The following is a 24,224-nucleotide window of genomic DNA, read 5'->3' on the forward strand; positions in this document are numbered from 1 at the left end:
TTTAAGTTGAAAAATTTGGATAAAAGTAAAAATCTACTTTTATCCAAATTTTTTATGATATTACATAGTGAAGATGCTTTATATGTTATTTGATGAGTTATTTTGTTTGATTTATAATTTAATAACTGATGCTTTAAGATAATTTTAAGAAATGAGGAATATAAAATGTTAGGACTTTATATACATATCCCATTTTGTGTGAAAAAATGTAAGTATTGTGATTTTAATTCTTATAAAATGGACCTAGATTCAAAAAAAAGATATATAGAAGATTTGAAAATAGAAATGGAGTTATACAGTAATAAATTAAATAGAGATGATAAATACAAAAATAAAGAAGATTTCAATATAGACAAAAACGATATAATAACAAGTATATTTATAGGTGGAGGAACACCTAGTATTTTGACATCTGAAGAAATAAGAGAAGTATTTGTAAGTGTAAAAGAAAAATTCAATATAGACAAAAACGCAGAAATAACCATAGAATGCAATCCTGGCACACTGACACTAGAAAAATTAGAAACTATGAAAGAAGTTGGTATCAATAGACTTAGCATAGGGTTACAAGCTGTCCAAGAAAAGCATTTGAACTTTATAGGAAGAATACATAGTTATAAAGAATTTGAGAAAAACTATATGGACGCACTGAGTGTAGGATTTAAAAATATTAACATAGACTTAATGTATAGTCTTCCCAATCAAACACTATGTGATTGGAAGGAAACTCTTGAAAAAGTTACAGATTTAAATCCAACACATATATCAGCATATTCTCTTATATTAGAAGAAGGTACTGAACTGTATAATATGTATGAAAATAATCAATTTGACCTTATAGATGAAAATATAGATATAGAAATGTATGAGTATACAATAAACTATTTAAAATCAAAAGGATACAATCAATATGAAATATCAAATTACTCACAAGAAGGCTATAATTGTAAACATAATATTTTATATTGGGAATGTGAACACTATATAGGTCTTGGAGCAGGAGCTTCTGGTTATATTGATAATAATAGATATAATAATTTAGAATCTTTAGAGGATTATCATTTAAGTCTGATTAAAGGAGAGAAGCCAATACAAGATAGTGAAAATCTTTCTATAAAAGATATGATAGAAGAAAAGATATTTATGGGCCTTAGAATGAATAAGGGAATAAAATTTAAAGATTTTGAAAAAAATTTTGGAATAGATTTTAGAAAAAAATACAGTAAGCAGATAGAAATGTTACTAGCTAGAGACCTTATAAACCAAAGCTTTGAGGGAATACAATTAACTCAAAAGGGAAGAGAAATATCTAATAGTATATTTATAGAATTTATGGAATGATTTTTAGGGTGTTGACAAAATAAATTTATAATGGTATATAATATATATAATCTTTTTAGCACTCGAACTTAGTGAGTGCTAACAGCTAGGAGGTATAATAATATGGAATTAAATGAAAGAAAATTAAATATCCTCAAAGCTATAGTTAAAGATTATATAGAAACAGCTGAAGCTATAGGTTCTAGAACAATATCTAAAAGGCATGATTTAGGTGTTAGTGCTGCCACCATAAGAAATGAAATGGCTGACCTTGAAGAATTAGGATATTTAATTCAGCCACATACTTCTGCGGGTAGAGTTCCATCTGAAAAAGGCTATAAGTTATATGTAAACTCTCTTATGAGTAAAAGTGAATTAGATGATAATGATAAGATTCTTATTGAACAATGTATGAATCATAACATAAATCATATAAAAGAATTAATTCATGAAACGTCTAAGCTATTATCTCAATTAACTAACTACACAACTGTAGCAGTTACTAAGAGTTTAATAAATCAAAGCGTCATAAAGCATATACAGTTAGTTGCTATGCATGACAATAATATTTTACTTATAGTTGTAACAGATAAAGGGGACTTAAAAAAAGCTAACCTTACAACTAATGTATATTTAGATCAATCTAAGTTAAATTTGATTTCTGATAATCTTACAAAGAAGCTCTTAGGAAAAAGTATAACAGATTTAGATGATAATCTGATTGCTTTTATTAAATATGAAATAAGTGAGTATTCAGGGTTTATAGATGAACTTTTAAATGCCCTAAACTCAAATATGGAAGAAGAAGATTTTTCTCTATCATTAAATGGAGCCACTAATATATTTAGTTATCCAGAATTCAATGATGTGTTAAAAGCAAAGTCATTTTTAAATATGTTAGAAAGAAAGGAAACAATAGCTGACATAATTAAATCAAAGGGAATACAAAAAGAAAATCTAAATATAATAATTGGTAGTGATAATGATTGTAAATTGGCACAGGATTGTAGTATAGTTACAGCAACTTATAATGTAGACAGAGACTTAGTTGGGCGAATAAGCTTCATAGGACCTACAAGAATGGATTACGCTAGAATTTACTCTATAATAAATTATATGAGTTTATTAATTAATAGAAAGTAAAGAAATTTTAAATTGAGGGGTGTAAAGTCTTGGATAAAAAAAATGAGCAACAAGAAGTAAAAGAAGAAAATGATACTTCTATTAACCAAGAATCTGAAACTCAAGTAGAGTTAGAAGATGAAGTTGTTAATGAAGAATGTGAAGAGTCAAGCGAAAAAACTGATGAAGAAAAAGCTGATGATGAAAATGTAACAGATATAAATTCTAAATTAGCAGAAAAAAAATTAAAAGATGAAGTAGATGAATTAAATGACAAATATCAAAGACTTCAAGCCGAATATGCAAACTATAGAAGAAGAACTCAACAAGAAAAAGAAACAATTGGTGTGTTTGCAAATGAGAAAATAATAACTGAGTTAATACCAGTTATAGATAGTATGGAAAGAGCCTTAGATGCATGTGAAGATAAGGAAGATACTATGTATAAGGGTATAAGCCTTGTACATAAACAATTAATAGATACTCTAGTAAAATTTGGAGTAGAAGAAATAGAAGCAGAATCTAAGGAATTTGACCCAAACTTACATCTAGCAGTTATGCAAGAGAGTGTAGATGGAGTAGAAGCAAATCAAATAGTGATGGTACTTCAAAAAGGATATAAGCTAGGAACTAAAGTTATAAGACCTTCAATGGTTAAAGTTTCTTGCTAAGTATATAAATTAAGGTTAAAATATTTAGCCTAATATAAAATACACAAATAAGTAAAATTTAATTATACAATTACTCAAGGAGGATTTTTAGTCATGGGAAAAATAATAGGAATAGATTTAGGAACAACAAATTCATGTGTTGCAGTATTAGAAGGTGGAGAAGCACAAATAATAGCAAATAATGAAGGTATGAGAACTACTCCATCAGTAGTGGCATTTACAAAAGATGGTGAAAGAATAGTTGGAGAACCTGCAAAAAGACAAGCAGTTACAAATGCAGATAAAACAATAACTTCAATAAAAACTCACATGGGAACTGATTACAAAGTGAATATAGATGGAAAATCATATACTCCACAAGAAATATCAGCAATAATATTACAAAAATTAAAATCAGATGCAGAAAGTTACTTAGGACAAACAGTAACAGAAGCAGTTATAACTGTTCCAGCGTACTTTACAGATGCTCAAAGACAAGCTACTAAAGATGCTGGTAGAATAGCAGGGCTAGATGTTAAGAGAATAATAAACGAGCCAACAGCAGCAGCTCTTGCTTATGGTATGGATAAATTAGACCAAGAAAAGAAAATATTAGTATTTGACTTAGGTGGAGGAACTTTTGACGTATCTATACTTGAAATAGGTGATGGTACTTTTGAAGTTTTAGCTACAGCTGGTAACAATAGATTAGGTGGAGATGACTTCGACCAAATAGTAATAGACTATTTAGCAGATGAATTCAAAAAAGCTGAAGGTGTAGATTTAAGAAATGATAAAATGGCTCTTCAAAGATTGAAAGAAGCAGCAGAAAAGGCTAAGAAAGAATTATCATCAACAATGAATTCAAACATAAACTTACCTTTCATAACTGCTACAGCAGAAGGTCCAAAGCATTTAAATATAGATTTATCAAGAGCTAAATTTGAAGAATTAACTAGAGGTTTAGTTGAAAAAACTATGGAACCAACTAAGAGAGCTTTACAAGATGCAGGACTTTCTACAAGTGAAATAGATGATGTATTACTAGTTGGTGGTTCTACAAGAATACCAGCAGTTCAAGATGCTGTTAAGAAATTTATAGGAAAAGATCCTCATAAAGGTATAAACCCAGATGAATGTGTTGCAGCAGGAGCTTCTATACAAGCAGGAGTTTTAGCAGGAGATGTTAAAGACTTATTATTACTAGACGTTACTCCATTATCTCTTGGTATAGAAACTATGGGTAATGTAATGACTAAGATAATAGAAAGAAACACTACAATACCAACTAAGAAATCTCAAGTATTCTCAACTGCTGCTGATAACCAAACAGCTGTTGATATACATGTACTTCAAGGTGAAAGAAGTATGGCTTATGACAATACAACTTTAGGAAGATTCCAATTAACTGATATACCACCAGCACAAAGGGGAATACCTCAAATAGAAGTTACATTTGATATAGATGCAAATGGTATAGTTAATGTTTCAGCTAAAGATTTAGGTACAGGAAAAGAACAAAAAATAACTATAACATCAAATACTAATTTATCAGAAGCAGATATAGAACAAAAAATAAAAGAAGCTGAGATGAATGCTGAAGCTGACAAACAGAAAAAAGAGAAAATAGAAGCATTTAACCAAGCTGAATCTACTATATATCAAACTGAAAAAACTTTAAATGAACTTGGAGATAAAATAAGTGCAAGTGATAAAGAAGATATAGAAAAAGCAATAGCAGACTTAAAAGTTGTAAAAGATAATCAAGATGCTACAGCAGAAGAACTTAAGAAAGCTACAGAAGAAGTAATGACTAAGTTCCAAAAAGTATCTCAAGAAATGTACCAAAAGGCAGCTCAAGAACAACAAGCAGCACAAGGTGCAGAGCAAGCTCAAGATAATGGACCTAAAGATGACAATGTAGTAGATGCTGACTTTAAAGAAGTAGATGAAGATAAATAAGCTATATAATATAACATCAAATGATAATTGAAGAATAGATTATTTATGAAAATCATATAGATATTAAAGATATATGGACAATATACATCATAAAGAATATAATATATCATAGATTATATAACTTAAAGTAGAATATAAGAATTAATGATAGCTTGTAGTTTATTATTCTACAAGCTATCGTTTTGTAAAATGAAGGTGGTGTCAATTTTTGAGTACAAAAAGGGATTATTATGAAGTCTTAGGTATCAGTAAAGGTGCAGAAGCTCAAGAGATAAAAAAAGCTTACAGAAAGTTAGCAATGAAGTACCATCCAGATAGAAACCCTGGTGATGAAGAGGCTGAAGAAAAGTTTAAAGAAATAAATGAAGCTTATGAAGTACTTTCAGATGATACAAAGAGAAAGACTTATGACCAATTTGGACATGATGGGCTAAATGGTCAAGGAGGCTTTGGAGGCCAAGGTGGATTTAATGGCCAAGGCTTTGGTGGATTTGAAGATATGTTTGGAGATATATTTGGTGACATGTTTGGAGGGGGCTTCGGAGGTGGAAGACAAAGAAGAAGAGGTCCACAACGTGGTGCAGATATAAGACAAAATGTTACTATATCTTTTGAAGAAGCTGCATTTGGTAAAAAAATGTCTATAAAGCTAAATAGAAGTGAAGAATGTGATGAGTGTGATGGAACTGGAGCAAAACCAGGAACATCAAAGAAAACTTGTTCAACTTGTAATGGAACTGGTCAAGTTAGAACTGTTCAAAGAACTCCATTTGGAAATATAGCAAGCTCAAGACCTTGTAGTACTTGTAATGGAACTGGAGAAGTAATTGAATCTCCTTGTAGCAAATGTCATGGAACTGGAAACACAAGAAAAGTTAAGACTATAGAAGTAGATATACCTGCAGGTATAGATGATGGTCAAATGATAAAACTTGCTGGTCAAGGTGAAGTGGGAGAAAAAGGTGCTCCAAGAGGAGACTTATACATTGTAGTTAATGTAAAATCTCATCCATTATTTACTAGAGATGGAAATGATATTTACTTTGAGATGCCAATTACATTTGTTCAAGCAACCTTAGGTGATGAAATAGAAGTACCTACTTTGGATGGAAAAGTTAAGTATAGTGTGCCAGAAGGAACACAAACTGGAACTGTATTTAGACTTAAAGAAAAAGGAATTCCTAGAATTAGAGGTAATTCAAGAGGAGACCAATATGTCAAAGTTGTAGTCGAGATTCCTAAAAAATTAAATGATAAGCAAAAAGATCTGTTAAGAGAATTTGCGAAGGAGTGCGGGTCGAACGTCCACGAAAAGAAAAAAACATTCGGACAGAAAATAGAAGATATGTTTAAGAAAAAGTAGTTAAAATAGCCAATATAATGTAATCATATTCTTTAGAATCTAAATTATTTAGTTATAAGATTTTGAATTAATATAATATGATTTTTATATTGGCTATTTTTAATTTTGAGTATGTAAAATATGTATAAATAATTTCTTTATAATACTCACCATTATAATGTAGTTGATGACAAAAATACTTATGTTTTTTAACGTGAGCTTTGTGGCAGGTATTAACTATATAACTTTTTTTTATAAAATAATTGTTTTGACCAAATGTACATTTTAGACGACCAGTTACGCATAAATTGTTGAATATTCTTTTAAATATCTATATACTTTATAGTATAATTTATCAGAAAATTTAGAAAAAAGGATATAAAAAGAAAATCTAATGAAATTATAGGCGGTGTTAATCATATGGAAAGTAATAATAAAGGTGTGTTTAACAATGGAACAATTTCTATAGGTGAAGTATCTATGCCTAAAGGTGGTGGCGCAATAAAAGGTATGGGTGAGACTTTTAGTTCAAATCCATTTACAGGAGTTGGAAATTTTTCTATACCAATAAAAACTTCAAAAGGTCGAGGTTTTGAACCAGATATTTCTTTAAATTATAACTCTGGTGCTGGGAATGGTCCATTTGGATTAGGATTTTCTATTTCATTGCCTTATATATCTAGAAATACGGAGAAGGGTGTGCCTACATATGAGGATATTTTGGATAAGTTTATATTATCTAATTCATCAGAACTTGTAAAAACATGTGATAATAGAAAACAAATGAAGAAATCAAAAAATTTAAATTCCTCATGGGAAGTGACTTCATATTTACCTAGAGTAGAAGGAGACTTTTCAAGAATAGAATATTGGAAGAGTAAAGAGAGTTCTTATTGGAAAATTACTACAAAAGATAACATTACATCAATCTATGGCAAGTCTTTAAATTCAAAAGTTGCAAATCCAAACAATGACAGTCAAATATTTATGTGGCTTATTGAAGAAAGTTTTGATTCAAAAGGAAATAAAATTGAGTATATTTATAAACAAGAAAATAATGAAAATATAATAGATAAATCTAATTATGTAGATAGAAGATTTGATTCATATAAATATATACATAAAATAAGATATGGGAACTATTTTGATAAACAAAAAAAAGAAAAATGGGCCTTTGAAGTGGTCTTTGATTATGGTGAATATGAATTAGAAGATACTTTATTAAAAACGAGTCAGTCGAATCCATATGTATATACAAATATGTGGAAAGTGAGAAAAGATTCTTTTTCGTCATATAGAAGTGGATTTGAAATAAGAATTTGTAGGCTTTGTAGAAATATATTAATGTTTCATAAATTTGAAAATGAACTTGGAGAGATACCATGCCTTGTAAATGTAACTAACTTAAAATATGAAGAAACACTGCAAATGTCTATGCTATCAGAAGTTCAACTGAAAGGATACAGAAGGAATAAAGATAATAGTTATTTTTTAAAATCTATGCCTCCAATAAAGTTAGGATATTCTAGTTTTAATCCAAATAATAAAAAATTCAATTTATTAAAAACAAAAGATGATTCTAATTTACAAGGATATTTACAAAAAACTGAGTTTAATTTTATAGATATTTATGGTGATGGTTTACCAGGAATTTTAATGAGCAATGAAGAGTCTACATTTTTTTGGAGAGCAGAAGGAGATGGAAAATATGGATTTTTAGAAAAACCAATTAAGTTTCCTATTGAAAAAGATTTAACTTCCTCTAATTATTTTTTAATGAGTCTTGAAGGTAATGGCAAATTGAACTTTATTGTTTCAAAAACAGAAAGAGCAGGATTTTATGAGTGTGAAAGTAATGGAGATTGGAAACAATATATGGATTTTGAATATTTTCCTATGGAATTTACAAGAAGCAGTAGAAAAGAAATGGTTGATATAAATGGAAGAGGACTAATAGATATTGCTATATTTGGAGATGATTACCTAAATGTGTATTCATCTATTAAAAAAAGTGGTTTTAGTAGAGCAAATAGAATTGATTTTGGAAATAGAATAAGTTCAGGAGAATTTCCATATAAGAATAGTGAAAACATAAATGAATTTATTGGATTTGGTAATGTACTTGGAGACGGTCTTTATCATAGAATTAGAGTCCGAAATGGATGTTTTGAATGTTGGCCAAATTGTGGTCATGGTAATTTTGGAGAAAAAATATTGTTGAGAAATGCACCAAAGTTTGATGAAGATTTGGATATATCAAGAATTCATTTTGCAGATATTGATGGTTCGGGAACTATGGATATGTGTTATGTATATTTAGATAGAGTAGATATATATCTAAATTTAAGTGGCAATAGATTTAGTGATGCAATATCAATACCATTACCAGAGAATTACTCAAAGTTTGACCAAATAAACTTTGAAGATGTAAATGGAAATGGAGCTTCTTGTATGATATTTACAAAGGTAGGAGAAATAATAAAGCACTATGTTTATGATTTTACAAATAACTCAAAGCCATATTTATTAACTAATATAGATAATTCTTTAGGTATGTTGACAAATATAACTTATTCTAGTTCTGTAAAGTTTTATCTTGAAGATAGGGCTTTAGGTAAAGAATGGCAGACAAAGTTACCATTTCCACTACATGTAGTGGAAAAGATAGAGTTTATTGATGAGATTTCAGAATCTAAATTTACAGAATATTACAAATATCATTCTGGTTATTATGATTATGTGGAACGAAAGTTTAGAGGATTTGGGTTTGTTGAAAATTGGAACTCAGAAAAGATTAATTCAAGTCTAGAAAATCCACTCATAGTACCTACTACTTATATAAAAAAATGGTATCATACAGGGTGTTGTGATCAATTAGAAAATATATCTAAACTTAATGAAGAAGACTTTTTTTCTGAAGATTTGGATGCCTATGTACTACCAGATATTATATTAGATAGTTCTATTAACAAAAAAGATTCAGAAGAACTGAGAGAGGCATATATCTCTTTAGCTGGAAAAATTTTGCGTGAAGAAACTTATGGATTAGATAGTGATATAGAAATTTCAGATATACCATATACTGTGTCTGAAACTAACTTTAAGATAGTAAAGCTTCAAGATAAAATAGAAAATAATTTTGGTGTGTTTTATTCTCATCCAACTGAGTGTATAACATACAATTATGAAAGATTAGTAAAAGACCCACGTATAGCACACAAATTTATATTAGATGTAGATAAGTTTGGTAATATAGAAAAATCTTGTGAAGTATATTACCCAAGAAGGTTTAAAATAATAAACCAAAATAGTGTTTATAGTAAACAATACAACCTTAATATAACAGCAGAATGTACAAAATTTATAAATGAAACTGAAGATTTTAATTTAATTGGAATTGCATATGAACATAGTTTATTTGAGATAGGAGAAGTATCATTAAATGGAAAAATCTATTTTTCATATGATGAAATCAAAACAATAACAAATGAATCTTTTTGTAATGTAGTAAATTACAATGAAAGTTTCAAAAAAGGAAAAGTACAAGCTAGATGTATTTCTTGTGATAGAAAATATTTTTGGAATGAGCATCAGGATAATTTACTGGATTTAGGAAAGATAACTGATAAAGCGTTACTTCATCATCAGGAATTTGCTGTTATGCCAGAAACTTTAGTAAATGATATATTTGCGGATAGGATAAATGATAATATATTAGTTCAAGATTGTGGTTATATCAAAAAAGAAAATTATTGGTGGAATAGAGGGCTTGTTCAAAGTTATTTTACTAGAGAAGAAAATGGATTTTTTATGCCTATATCAAATGAAAATTTATTTATAGAAAAAGATTCAAAATTATATTGTAAAAAATATATTGAGTATGATGAATATAGATTATTTCCAATTAAAATAGGAGAATATTTGTCTGAGCAAATATCAAATGAATCAGAGTTTATAATTGACTATATAACTACTTTACCAAAACAATTGAAAGATATAAATGGTAATATATATCAAGTTATTTTTGATCCATTAGCAATGGTAATTGCAAAATCTAACTATGGTATTGTTGATGAAAGTTTTCAGGGAAACGGAGATTTAGATATATATAAATATTTAGAGAATGCTACGTTTAAAGAGGTTATAAAAAATAATCAAAAATATTTACAAATGGCATCTGAATTTTTCTTTTATGATTTGTGGGAATGGAGTGATAATAAAAAACCAGCTTGCTTTATTCAACTTGTAAGAGAGAATTATTTAAGTGAGATTCAAACTAAGGAAGAAGATAAGGTTCAAATTAATATAGGTTTTTCAGATGGTTTTGGTAGAAATATAGAACAAAAAACTAAAGTTGATTCAGGAAAAGCAATCTTATATAACAAAGGAAATCTTATATATAACAAGTTAGGAGAAGTATCAACTGGGTATGTGGATGAACGTTGGCAAGTGTCCGGAAGAGTAGTGTACAACAATAAGGGAAAACCTATAAAGCAGTTTAAGCCATATTTTTCATCAACTTCTGAATATGAACAACAAAAATATCTAGATAATATATTAACTGCATCAGAAGTTATTTATTATGATTCAATTCTTAGGGTTGTGAAGATTGAAAAAGCTAAAGGTATACCATCAAAATGTTCTATAGTAAAGAATGTATTTACTAAAGTTAAGTATTCTCCATGGGAGGAAATTCACTATGATGAAAATGACACATTAGTAGATTCAGATTATTTCAATGAATATATAAATAATTATCCTGAAAATCCTACTGTAGAACAAGAATATGAGAAAAAAGCACTTTTAAAAGCTAGTAAATTTTATAATACCCCTGAAAAAAAAGTATTTGATAATATGGGAAATCAATATCTATTTATAAGGGATAACCTAGGTGAAGTTTATAAGGATTCATTTAAAGAGATAGCTTGTAAAAGAGGTATAAGTGTAGATGATATATGGAATGAGCTTTTGGGTAAGGAATATATAAAACCAAGCAAGATTCAAGAAAACAAAATTTTAAGTGGATGGGTATCTGAAAAATTTCAACCATATAGTAGTAATTTTAAATTAGAGATAGATGAGAAATATGAAAGTTGCAGTAATGAGTTAATAGATTTTATGAAAAAGAGTTGTCTAACAACGTTTAATGATATAGATGTAACTGGTAAGATTAAGCGTAGTGTAGATGCAAGATTGTATTATTCAAACATTAGTGAAAAAACAGATTTTTGTAATTTTAAGTATTTTTATGATATGAAAGGTAATGAAATTTATGTAGAAAGTGCAGATGCAGGTATAAAGTTAAACCTATTAAATATGTATAATAAGCCTACACATTTATGGGACTTAAGAGGTTTTCATAAAAAAATATATTATGATAATCTACAAAGAATTAAAGAAATTTATGTTGATGGAAGATGTGAAATTGGTCTAAACATAAATCAAACTGTAGAAAAGTATGTTTATGGAGAATTTTATAATCAAGATATTAAAAAGGTGAAAAGTAGGAACCTAATAGGCAAAATTTATAAACATTATGATAGTGCAGGTATAGCTATCTCAGATATTTATGATTTGAATGGTAAGGCTATTAGTGTTAGTAGACAGTTTGCTTCCGATTATAAGAATGAAATTAATTGGGATAAAATAAGTAGTGTTCAGCTTGAAGAAGATGTATTTCATACTAAATATAAGTATGATGCACTTGAAAGATTAAAAATAGAAATTACACCAGATTTAAGTATATATAAAGCCAAGTATAATCAATTAGGTCTATTAAATGGTGTAGATGTATTTTTATCTGAAGAAAACAAAGAATACAATTTTATAAAAGATATAGAGTACAATGCAAATAAGCAAAGAACTAAGATTTATATGAATAATGGTTTAATTACTCAGTATACTTACGATGATATAGATTATAGGTTGAGAGGAATTAAGTCTATAAGGACAATAAATAAAAATGAGGCAGATAAAGGTAATGAGATGAGCACATTTCAAGAGTTAAAATATATATTTGACCCATGTGGAAATGTTATGACTATAATAGATAGTTCTTTGGAAGCAATATTAAAAAGCAAAAAACAAATAAGTCCTGTAATGGAGTACACATACGATGCTATGTATCAATTAATTAATGCAACTGGGAGGAAACATTCAGGTGTTATTGCAGATAAATCAGGTTGTGGCTTTGGAAATTCAAAATACATTAAACTAGGAACATTACATATAAATGATAGTGAAAAAATTGAAAATTATAGAGAGATGTACGGATATGATGATTCAGAAAATTTAGTATCTATAAAGCATATATCAGATAGTTTAACATGGATTAAATCTATTGATATTGATAAAAAATCAAATCATTCTCGTGGTATTAAGTATGGAAATAAAGATGAATTATATTATGAAACTAATTTTGATGAAAATGGTAATATGAGAAACTTAGAAACTATTTCTCAAATTTGCTGGAATTACAAAAATAATATATCTCATGTAGATACTTTAACTAGAGAAGATGAAATATGTGATAGTGATTATTATATATATGATGCAAATGGTCAACGTGTAAGAAAAGTTAGTGAAAGAAAGATAAATACAAATATTTTTGAGATAGAAGAAAAATTTTATATTGGTAATTTTGAAATTAAAAAGATAAAGAGGATAAATAATAAAAATGAAACTATAATTTTAAGTAGAAAATCTATAAAGGTAATGGATGATAAGAAATGTATATCAATGATCTATTTCTGGAATATTGATGAAAGACAACGAGAGACTAAAAATACTAATAAGTACTTTTTTAAATATCAGTTAGATAATAGTAATGGCTCATATTGTGTAGAGATAAATGAAAATGCAGAACTAATAACTTATGAGGAATACTATCCATATGGTGGAACAGCTCTGATTTTAGGAGAAGATGATAGAGAAGTTAATCTAAAGGAATACAGGTATTCAGCAAAAGAGAGAGATTTATCGACAGGACTATATTATTATGGGGAAAGGTATTATGCGTCTCATATTGGGAGATGGGTTTCAGCTGACCCTGCTGGTAAAGTGAATGGTTTAAATTTATACACATTTACTATAAATAATCCTATTAGATATAGTGATGATTTTGGAATGGATATAGGTGATAATTTTACCTTTGAAAGAGATGATTTACTTTACGGATTGCATGAATCAAGGTCTAAAGATATTTATATGAATGAAGTTAGAGCAGCTAATGGACGTAGCCGTTTAGGTGTAGGACCCATAGTAGTGGACAATATGAATAACTTGTTTTTGGGAGTGCAAAGAGGTGAGACTTATGGTCAAGGTAAAGTAGCAATTAATGGGATGACTATAAGAACTCCTATTGTATCTAGATTTATGGCTTTTCTAGAGCATAATTTTTTAGGAAGTAAATTACCTAGAGATAGTAGCCCTTCTTCAATAAAAAGAAGAATCATATCTGGGTGTAAAGCAGGAATGTTGTTTACTGTTGCATCAGGAAAAACTATAAGGTTTGTGTTAGATGGATTGAATATAAGAAGTATATGCTACAATACTCATGAAAAAAGAAGCTATACAGAAAGAGAGCTTAGATTTATATATAAACGACGTAATGATGCAAATTTTATGCAAAACATAAAATTTTATAAAGAAGGTAGAGAAGTTGAAGCTCCATGGATAAGTAATAGTAAGTGGTGGAACACTTGGTATGAAAGTAAAACTGTTAAAGGGTATGGAAAGATTTTAAGTACACTTGAAAAAGTAGGATATGTTGCCTCTGTAATATTAGCTCCATTATTTCTTAACTTTGTTGCTAGTAAGGTTGGTTATAAGTTAAAAAAAGTTTTAAGTGTATAATATAAATTTAGAAAGGAGAATACTATGGATAAGGACAAGCTGACACAAAAAGAGCAACTCAATGTTTTTTATGGTAATAATCCAGATTTTGAATTATCGGATATTGAGTTACATAAAAAAGAAACTTTAGATAAATTAAATTTAGATGGAGTTAATAAAGAAGTGGTTTTAAAAAACCTTATGATACAAAAAAGATTACATCAATTGCATGCGTCAGAAGGTATACATTCAAAGTTGATTGAAAATGATTTAATATCAGCTCAACAAATTGCAAGTATGGAAGAAGAGTATTTTGTTAATACATATTCAACTAAACTAGAAATAAGCAAAGAAACTGCTAGGAAAATTTATAAAAATGCAATATCAATACAGAATAAAGTAATGAATCTCTTAGTAAATATAAAAACAACAGTTGCATCTCCATATTTTAGAAATCTCAAAGTAAATACAATAGGTGATGATACAATTAGATATTTTGAAAAATTACCTAGTTACCAAGAGATGTTCGGAAATTTAGATTTTTGTGATTGTGAAGATTGTAAATCAATATTTGGACCTGCTGCGTATTTCGTAGATTTAATGAGAATAATAGATAAATATATAACTAAACCAAATGAGCATACTATTGATAAAGACCTGAGTTTAAATTATAGAAGGCCTGATTTACAAGAGATACCTCTTACATGTGAAAATGCAAATAATCTTGTTCCATATCTAAAAATAGTAAATGAACGTTTGTATGATTGTATTAAAACTTTATTTAATACAAAAGACACAAGTATATTTGAGGTTCTTGCTACAAAAACTGTGTATCCATTTAATCTCCCATTTAATTTAAACTTGGAGCAGATAAGAGTATATCTAAATCAAGAAAATTTAAATTTGAGTGACATATATGAAACTTGGGATATAGAACAAAACGAAGTTGAGAGAGAAAGGTTAGGTATTTCATTAAAACAGTATAATATTTTAACACAGAGTTTTAAAGATGATAATCAATTAGCAAACTATTATGGTATGAGTGATAAAGCTAAATTAGCAGAATTAAATAATACACAAACATTACTAAAAGTAACACAATTAAAACATAATCAACTTGAAGAATTACTAATGCAAAATGTTTCACAGAACGAAAAAGATAATAATATAGCACATAATTTTTATATAAATCAAGGTCTTTTAGACAAAAAATATTTGTATATTGATGACAATAAGGAAAATAAAAATAATAATCTATCAAATTCAATTAAAAACATCAATAATGATGTTCTCGATAGATTAAATAGATTTATAAGACTAAGTAAAGTAACTTCTTTAAATTTTATGGATTTAGACTGGATGATAAACTCAATTCATTATTATGATAAAAATATAGAAATATCAAAAAAAACTATTACAGATATATCCCGTTTATTAAAATTATCGAGCGATATGGAACTTGATGTAATAGATTTATGTGCACTTATTGCTCCAATAAAAACATATGGAGAAGGCAATGACTTATTAAAGTCAAAAGTACCTTTTGATGTCATATATAATAATTGTAAAACTAAAAAAACTGAGTCTACATATCATCCTAAAAACAATAAACTAAACCCTCTATATATAGACAATTTAAAACTTTGGAATCCTGCTAAAATTGATGAAAATAATATTAAAATTTCAAGATGGCTTTCCAGTAGCTTAATTATGTCAATTGAAGATTTAAATTTTTTAGCTATCACAATTTTTAAAGAAAATGCAAACATAGATTTAAATGCAGATATAGAATTAACTGTAGATAATTTATCAGCTTTATATAGACACTCATTACTTGCAAGAAAATTTAAAATGAAAATTGAAACCTATATAATATTGCTTAAGCTATGCCACTTAGATACTAAAAAGGTTTTTTCTATTGATGATATTTATTGCATTAAAAATGTTGTAAGTTTTATAGAAAATTCTAAAATCAACGTACACAACTTTAACTATTTTATAAATGGAGAAGAAAGTCAGTATGTAAAGCAAATATTCAAAGAAGATAGTATTGATAATTGGTTAAAGTCATTATGTATGAGCATAAAAAAAGATTCAAGTTTAGATATAGAAAATGAAATTATAGAAATGATGTCTGCTTATCTAGGTACAGAAAAAGAGTTATTAAAATATTTAGTGATTGTGTTTAAAAAGTCAATTGTTTTACCTGAGGGTATAAAATATTGGACAGAAGCATTTATAAACTATTCTAACCCTGAGAAATATAAGTTTTATGTTATAGAGGTATTAAGATGTTGTTCAAGATGGATTAACTTAGTAACTAAAATAGCACCAGATTATAAGCTTGTTGAAAGTATTATTAAGTATCCGAACTATTATGGTTTCCAAAATGATTTTAAGTTGTATTCTATAGATAATATTATGAATTTTTATTTGATTAATGAGTATTTATATACTTTTGATGATGTAGATTATGACATGCTTAATTTTATTGAATCAAGCGCAAAAAAAGAAACAAATAGTACAAAATATCTGTCAATAGCAACTAATTGGAATAAATCTCAAATAGATGATTTAATATCTAAGCAATTTTCAAAAGAACAAAATTTAGTGATTTTGATAAAAAAACTAAAAAGCTGTTTTGAGATAGTTAATAAATTAAAGTCTGACAATGCATTTATAGACAATATTCTTACATTATCAGGTTTGGATGAAGAAAAAAATTGGACTAAATATGTTGACATTTCGAATATGGCAGTACAAAAAGTAAAAGGGACATACAGTATAGAAGAATGGAAATCGATAAATACAAAATTACAAGCAATTATAGAAGGTTCTAAACGAGATATTTTGCTTAGTATCACTTTGTATACTCTCAATAAAAAGTTTGTAGATATTAAAACATCAAATGATGTCTATAAGTATTTATTAATTGATGTAGAAATGGATGATTCTACGCAGATTTCTTATATAGTAGAAGCATTAAATGCTACTCAACTTTATCTTCAAAGATGTAGATTAAAAATGGAAAAAGGAGTAGAGTCACTAAATATACCTGAATCTTGGTGGTCCTGGATTATGAATTATAGAATGTGGGAAGCGAATAGAAAAATTTTTGTGTATCCAGAAAATTATTTATTACCATCAATAAGACATACAAAGTCAGAAATATTTAATAAGTTAGAAAGTGCATTATCTCAATCTGAAATAACAGATGCATATATAGAGACAATTTATAATGATTATATAGAAGAATTTTCAAATATATCAAAATTGACTATAGCAAGTTCATATCGTTGTACATATAAAGATTCAATGCGTGGAGATGTTTGTACCTTATTTTTATTTGGACGAACAAGTCAACAACCATATATATATTATTATTGTTATCAAGAAGAGGGGATGCCTTGGACTGAATGGAAAAAAATAGATTTAGCTATAAATTCACACTATATAACTCCAGTATTTGCATTTAACAAACTATTCATATTCTGGGTGGAATTAAAAGAAAATCAAAGTACATCCATAGATGTGGTGGGCTCAGTAAGTAAATCTAATAATAGCAAAACATTTAAAATGGATATGTACTATTCGTTTTTAAATATTCAACAGAAGTGGGTAAATCCTCAAAATATATTATCAGAAGATTTGGTATATTATACTGATTACTCTGACAAGGATTCAATAAAAAATCAACTGCCTTTTAAAAATATTTTTGAAATGGATAGTATTTCTTGGCTTAAAGTAAATGCATTTTCCGTTAATGCATCTAATTTTAAAGCGTTTGATAAAAAATCAAAGGATTTTGAGCGTATAAATATACTTTATGGACCATTTGCAAATCAATCTGGAAAGGTAATTGAAATAAAGCAAATCAATGATGATGGTACAAATAAGTATTGTTTTGAATCCAAGTTAAGTGAAATAGGGGAAAGTTTTAATAGATTGGTTTTAGCAAATAATACGGGTTACTTACCTATTCAACATCAATATTCATTTAATATGAATATGAACAATGAACCACTATTATTAAAAAATGAATTTTTATTGGTTGATAGATATTCACAAAATAAATATCAAATACCTTATAAACCTATTATAGATAAATTTAATAATAAGCTTGGGATTGTTTATTCTCAAAGTGTAATTTATGATAATTATCTATCCGATATGAAAGACTTATCGCATCAAATAGAGGAAAGCTTTGTTGAGTCAGATTCTTTTACATCAGATACAATTGAATTTAGTTTATCAAGTAAGATTTTTAATGATTTAAAAACAAGTAAGATAATTGATGATAATGGTAAGATATTAAAATCAAATCTCAGTACATTAGATTTGGAAATAGTGCTTATAAATAGGATTGTATCAAAAGAAATTAGTCCTAATCAACTTTTAGATATACAAAAAGTATTGTTTAGCCATGTTGGTGGTTTAAATATATTTAATAATATAAATCAAAAGGATATTTCTGTTATGCCTATATATAACCAAGTTGGTTCTTTTGTATTTGACAATGTAGATGAAACATTTATGATTTCTCCAGAGGATAAAATTTCAGTTCCAAGGTTTAGCATGTTATCAGATGGGCTAATAATTACAAGACCACCAGCAAGTGTAAGTTCTTTTTTATCACTTGGTCTTAACTATGATAAATCAATAAAATGTATAAAACTTTTGAAAAATTATGGGTTATTGGATGAAAATAATATAGTTAAAGTTTCGAATATAGATTACAACATAATAGAAATAATATTGAGTAATGCTCAGTTGGATGACACAACAAAAAAATCTATCTATAGGATGTTGATGAATTTTCCAATAGTAAATAAATATAGTTTTGTAAATAAGGATATTAGTAAGAGTGTATCAGAAACTATTTACAATACTTTTGAGTATTATAAAATTATAGATTCACATGGTAGAGCAGATGGAAATAATTTAACATATCCAGATGTTAAGTTGATTCTAAAAAATCAAATAGAGAAAGGTATTATTAAGGTAAATCAGATTTATGATATTTATGAAAAACTAGTTCATTCACCTGTACCAGTAACACTTAAATATGAAAATTTATATGAAGATAAGAATATGTCAGACCTATCTAAATATAAATTTAATATAACTAGACTGTCAACAGGTGCAACAAAAATATTACAAAAACGTATATTTATAGGTGGAATTGATATGCTTCTTAGTACTAATTCTCAAAATATACCAGTTGTTCCTGTTTTACCTTTTGATAGATTTGAACCAAATAAAGATTATATAAACTATCCAAGTGCAATTGATGGTGTACAGGTAGATTTTGATGGGCTTTATGGTGAATACTATTGGGAACTTTTTTATCATGCACCGATGTTATTAGCTCATAATCTGAGAAATAATCAAAATTATGCTCAAGCGCAAAGATGGTATCAATATGTATTTAATCCAACAAATCCAGAAACAAAAATAGTTAAAGATACTTTTTCAAAAGAAACTGAGCATATAATAACTGATAAAATGTCTGAAGATGTACTGTCAGTTTTAAATACTAAAAAAATAGGTAATCCAGCATATCCTATTATTGATGCTAATGGAAGAGTAAACCCAGAATTTAAATTAAATACAGAACTTAGTTTTTTAACAGAATGCAGTTTAAATAATGAAATGATAATCATGGTAAGAAATATATTGATGAATAAGCTTTTAGCTACACCATCAAGTTGTTATTGGAATTTCCAACTATTTCGTACTCATGTTTTAGATGAATTTATAGATACTTTAGATGACAGTAATCCTGCAATGAAAGTTTATAATAATGACCCATTTAACCCACATGCTATTGCTAGACTAAGAATGGGAGCATATGAAAAGTACACTGTGATTCAATATATAGAAAATATAATAGAGTGGGCTGATAAACAATTTATGCAAGATACATGGGAATCTATAACTTCTGCAACGATGCTTTATATATTAGCATCAAGCTTATTGGGAGAAAGACCAGTTAATTTAGGTAGACATGACAAAAAAAATGTAGAAACATTTAAGTCTATACAGACAAAATATAAAGATTGTCCAGGTGGTATACCTCAATTTCTGATAGACCTTGAAAATCATATATCTAATATAAATTCAGATATACAAGTTGATTTAGGGTTTAATAATATAGATGTTTATTTTGGAATACCAGAAAATGAGGAACTTATAAAACTTTGGGATATAGTGGATGATAGATTAAATAAGATTAGACATTCAATGAATATTAAAGGTGAAAAGAGATTATTGGAGTTATATCAACCACCAATTTCACCAGAATTACTTTCTAGGGTTGCAAGTTCAATCAATAATGTAAATTCATTAGCAGAATCACTAGATATAGAACTTTCTAATTATCGTTTTTCATTTCTAATTGAAAAAGCAAAGGAATTTGCAGGGCATATATGTCAACTTGGAACAAGTTTATTAAATACAATTGAAAAAAACGATGCAGAAAGTATGGCAGTGCTTCATTCAATACAAGAAAACAATATTTTAAATATGGTTACAGTAACAAAAGAGAAGCAAATAGAAGAGATAAATGAAACTATTAAGTCAATGGATCAATCCCTTAAGAGTGCAGAACATAAGAAAACATATTATGAGAATTCAATAAAAGATGGACTTTCAGAAGAAGAACAAACAAATTTAGATGCAATGGGAGTAGCTTTATTTTTCCAAGTTTATGCAAATATATTTAAAACATCTTCAAGCATTGGATATGCAGTTCCACAAGTAGGTTCTCCTTTTGCCATGACGTATGGAGGACAGCAGTTAGGAGCTGTATTAGAAGGAATGGCAGGTGCAGCAGAAATAGGGGCATCTATCTCAAATTATGAAGCACAACGCTCTTTAACAATGGCTGGATATAATAGAAGAGAAGAAGATTGGACACTTAACAAAGAATTAGCTAATTATGAAATTGAGAATATTAAGAAACAGATTGAGACTCTTAAAATAAAAGTCCAGAGCGCAAAACAAGAGCTTGAAATACATAAGAAAACAATTTTACAGGGTAATGAAGTTTATAATATTCTAAAAAATAAATTTAATAATGTAGATTTATATTCTTGGATGGTAGGTAGAATAAGTTTAATATATTGGCAAATGTACCAAATAGGATTAAATATGGCTCATGTAGCTGAGAAAGCTTATCAACTTGAATTTGGTTGCGATGATAAATTTATAAATTTTAACAATTGGGATAGTATGAGAAAGGGACTCTTGGCAGGTGAAGGACTTCAATTAGCATTAAGTCAGATGGAGGCATCCTATTATAATAAAAATAAGAGGGGTCTAGAAGTAGAAAAAACTATATCTTTGGCAATGATTAGTCCTGAAGCATTATTAAATCTCAAATCATTTGGAAAATGTAGTTTTGAATTGACTGAAAAAATGTTTGATTATGATTTCCCTGGACATTATTTACGAAAAATTAAGAGTATATCTATATCTGTGCCAGCAGTGGTTGGTCCATTTCAAAATATTAAAGCTACATTAGTTCAGAAAAACAATAGTGTTGTTACAAAACCTTTATTGGAAGTTGTAACTTACCTGTTGGGTAATAAAATTGGAAATAAACCAAAAGAAGGTATTAGAGAAAATTGGTTGCCTAATCAAAAAATTGCCATATCAAAAGGTATTGATGATAGTGGAATGTTCTTGCTTAATTTTAATGATGAGAGATACTTACCATTTGAAGGTACAGGAGTTGTTTCTAGCTGGGAACTTGAGATGTTAAAAGAAACGAATAGGTTTAATTTTGATAGTATATCAGATGTAATAATCAATGTAAAATATACAGCTCTTGAGGATTCAAATTTAAAAGAAAAGGTTATAGAATTGTTATCTAAAAGTTATCCATATGTAGGCGGACTTTATTTTCCTTTACAACAGATATTTTCTACAGAATGGAATATGTTTATAAATGAATGTGATAATCAAGAACTACAGAGTTTTAATTTTGACATTTCATTATCCCAACTTAGTTTCTTTAGAGAAGTTAATGTTAAAGCTATATATATGAAGTTAGATATATTAAAAGATATTGTTTTACCAATAAAATCAGACTTCATAACAATTGAAAATTTAGGTATGAAAGAGACTGTAATCAATTTAAATAAAGATATTGGAATGGTAAATAATATCAATTTAAATATGAATGATATTAAAGGCAAATGGAGTATAAAGATAGATTTAGAAAAAATGAAAAAAGATAAGGATTTAAAGAAGCTTCTTAAAGAAAATAATCATATTGATGGTAAGAAATTATATGGAATAGAAATGGTTTTGGACTATGAAAGTAAAATTTTTTAAGTTGATTAAATTGGTAAATCTAGTCAGTATTATGTTTTTTAAATCATATTAGAAAGAAGGCAAATACAAATGGATATTATTAAAAATATACAAAGCTATTGTGTAGAATTTAGAAATTTATTTGGGTTAAAAGATAATATATCAAGTCAGGTTTTATTAAGTATTGCAAAAGATAGTACATATGCACATAATCTGCATACATGTAGAAATGTTCAAAGTTTTCTTGAATATCTTATAAAGAATCCAGCTTTAGATTATACAGATGAAGAAGTTGAAAAAGAATTTTTAGATAGCACATTATTTTCTAAACTTGATAACATAATTAAAGAATCTAAAATAAGTTTTGTATATGAAGATAATAAAAAAGATTATGAAGATAAGTATGGTTCTTATATAGAGGAAGAAAAGAAAAAAAATCCTGAAGCTAAATCATGTAAACCATGTGCTGAAATTAAAGCAAATGATTTTAGAGAAGTGTACTTAGATTCAAATGGAACAACTTATATTCGTGATGAGATAGTTAAATTACTTAAAGATTATTATGATGGGGTTTATGGCTATGCTAATCCAAGTAGTTCAACAGTACAAGGACATTATACTTTCGATATTATAAATAGTTCCAGAAAGACAATAGCAGACTGTTTAATGGTTGATACAGAGGAAATATATCTTACAGGCTCAGGTTCTGAATCAAATAATTTGGCTATAAAAGGGATAGCGTTTAAGTATTTGGATAAAAAAGGTCATATTATAACCACTAAGATTGAGCATCCATCAGTACTTAGAACTATGGAATATCTTGAAACACTTGGATTTTTGGTAACCTATATAGATGTAGATAAATTGGGAAGGATATCACCAGAAGATATAAAAAATTCTATAAAGGAAAATACAATACTTGTATCAGTAATGGCTGCAAATAATGAAATAGGTACAATAAATCCTATTAAGGAGATAGGAGATATATGTAGAGGTTATAATATACCTTTCATGGTGGATGCAATACAAGCTTTTGGTAAAATACCTTTAAAACCTAAGGAGTGGGGAATTTCACTTCTTACATTTTCAGGACATAAAATATATGCTCCAAAAGGCATTGGTGGAATATATGTAGAAAATGGATTAAGCTTAGTTCCAATAATACATGGTGGAGGACAAGAATATGGACTTAGAGCTGGTACAGAAAATGTAGGTCATATAATGGCTTTAGGAATGGCAACTAAACTTGCTTACAATGAAATGAATGATGAATCAAATAGACTTTTAGAATTACGAAAGTTTTTCTTAGAAGAGATTGAAAAAATTGAACCAGATTATATTGTGAATGGGTCTCTTGAAAATCGACTTCCAAATAATTTAAATATAGGCTTTCCGCTTCTTGATAGTCATGCGATTATAAGAAGTTTAAATAATATAGGTATAAGTGTTTCTCCTGGGTCTGCATGCAGTTCAAAAAGGATAAAAACTTCTCATGTACTTGAAGCAATAGGAGCAAACACAAAACACTATGCTTCAATACGTTTTAGTTTTGGTCTTAATACAAGTAAAGAAGACTTAGAGTATCTATTTAAATATCTTAAACAAATTATTTATATATTAAAATCGAACAACGAAGAAGTGGCAAGAGAAATATTATTAGAAAATTAAAATAATGA

At 27.8% G+C, this 24,224-nt stretch carries 8 protein-coding genes; all 8 read left to right on the forward strand.

Annotated features, from left to right (window positions below; genetic code table 11):
- Positions 1–165 precede the first annotated feature (165 nt).
- A complete protein-coding gene (locus JJC01_07025) occupies positions 166–1,341 on the forward strand; it encodes an oxygen-independent coproporphyrinogen III oxidase (GenBank protein UDN59600.1) in 1,176 nt (391 codons plus the stop codon).
- A 102-nt stretch (positions 1,342–1,443) separates the two neighbouring features.
- Positions 1,444–2,463 carry a heat-inducible transcription repressor HrcA gene (hrcA, locus tag JJC01_07030; protein ID UDN59601.1) on the forward strand — a complete coding sequence of 340 codons (1,020 nt, stop codon included), beginning with the start codon at positions 1,444–1,446 and terminating at the stop codon, positions 2,461–2,463.
- 29 nt (positions 2,464–2,492) lie between these two features.
- Complete coding sequence (grpE, locus tag JJC01_07035) at positions 2,493–3,113, forward strand: nucleotide exchange factor GrpE (GenBank protein UDN59602.1); 621 nt, start codon at positions 2,493–2,495, stop codon at positions 3,111–3,113.
- Positions 3,114–3,206: 93 nt separating this feature from the next.
- On the forward strand, positions 3,207–5,054 hold the full coding sequence (gene dnaK / locus JJC01_07040; GenBank protein UDN59603.1) for a molecular chaperone DnaK: 1,848 nt from the start codon (positions 3,207–3,209) through the stop codon (positions 5,052–5,054).
- Between the two features lie 208 nt (positions 5,055–5,262).
- Positions 5,263–6,417, forward strand: coding sequence for a molecular chaperone DnaJ (gene dnaJ / locus JJC01_07045; GenBank protein UDN59604.1), 1,155 nt, complete (start codon positions 5,263–5,265; stop codon positions 6,415–6,417).
- 399 nt (positions 6,418–6,816) lie between these two features.
- Positions 6,817–14,250: a sugar-binding protein gene (locus tag JJC01_07050; protein UDN59605.1), complete on the forward strand. Its 7,434-nt coding sequence runs from the start codon at positions 6,817–6,819 to the stop codon at positions 14,248–14,250.
- A 24-nt stretch (positions 14,251–14,274) separates the two neighbouring features.
- On the forward strand, positions 14,275–22,569 hold the full coding sequence (locus JJC01_07055; GenBank protein UDN59606.1) for a hypothetical protein: 8,295 nt from the start codon (positions 14,275–14,277) through the stop codon (positions 22,567–22,569).
- Positions 22,570–22,638: 69 nt separating this feature from the next.
- Positions 22,639–24,216, forward strand: coding sequence for a cysteine desulfurase (locus JJC01_07060; GenBank protein ID UDN59607.1), 1,578 nt, complete (start codon positions 22,639–22,641; stop codon positions 24,214–24,216).
- Positions 24,217–24,224: the final 8 nt, after the last annotated feature.

Origin of the sequence: Clostridioides sp. ES-S-0010-02 (assembly GCA_020641055.1) — a bacterium.
In the GTDB taxonomy this organism is placed as follows: domain Bacteria; phylum Bacillota; class Clostridia; order Peptostreptococcales; family Peptostreptococcaceae; genus Clostridioides.

What these genes read in the sequence shown, in the direction of transcription:
- dnaK (UDN59603.1), top strand. Translation starts at nt 3,207, where the DNA reads ATGGGAAAAATAATAGGAATAGATTTAGGAACAACAAATTCATGTGTT.
- JJC01_07050 (UDN59605.1), top strand. Translation starts at nt 6,817, where the DNA reads ATGGAAAGTAATAATAAAGGTGTGTTTAACAATGGAACAATTTCTATA.
- JJC01_07025 (UDN59600.1), top strand. Translation starts at nt 166, where the DNA reads ATGTTAGGACTTTATATACATATCCCATTTTGTGTGAAAAAATGTAAG.
- hrcA (UDN59601.1), top strand. Translation starts at nt 1,444, where the DNA reads ATGGAATTAAATGAAAGAAAATTAAATATCCTCAAAGCTATAGTTAAA.
- JJC01_07060 (UDN59607.1), top strand. Translation starts at nt 22,639, where the DNA reads ATGGATATTATTAAAAATATACAAAGCTATTGTGTAGAATTTAGAAAT.
- JJC01_07055 (UDN59606.1), top strand. Translation starts at nt 14,275, where the DNA reads ATGGATAAGGACAAGCTGACACAAAAAGAGCAACTCAATGTTTTTTAT.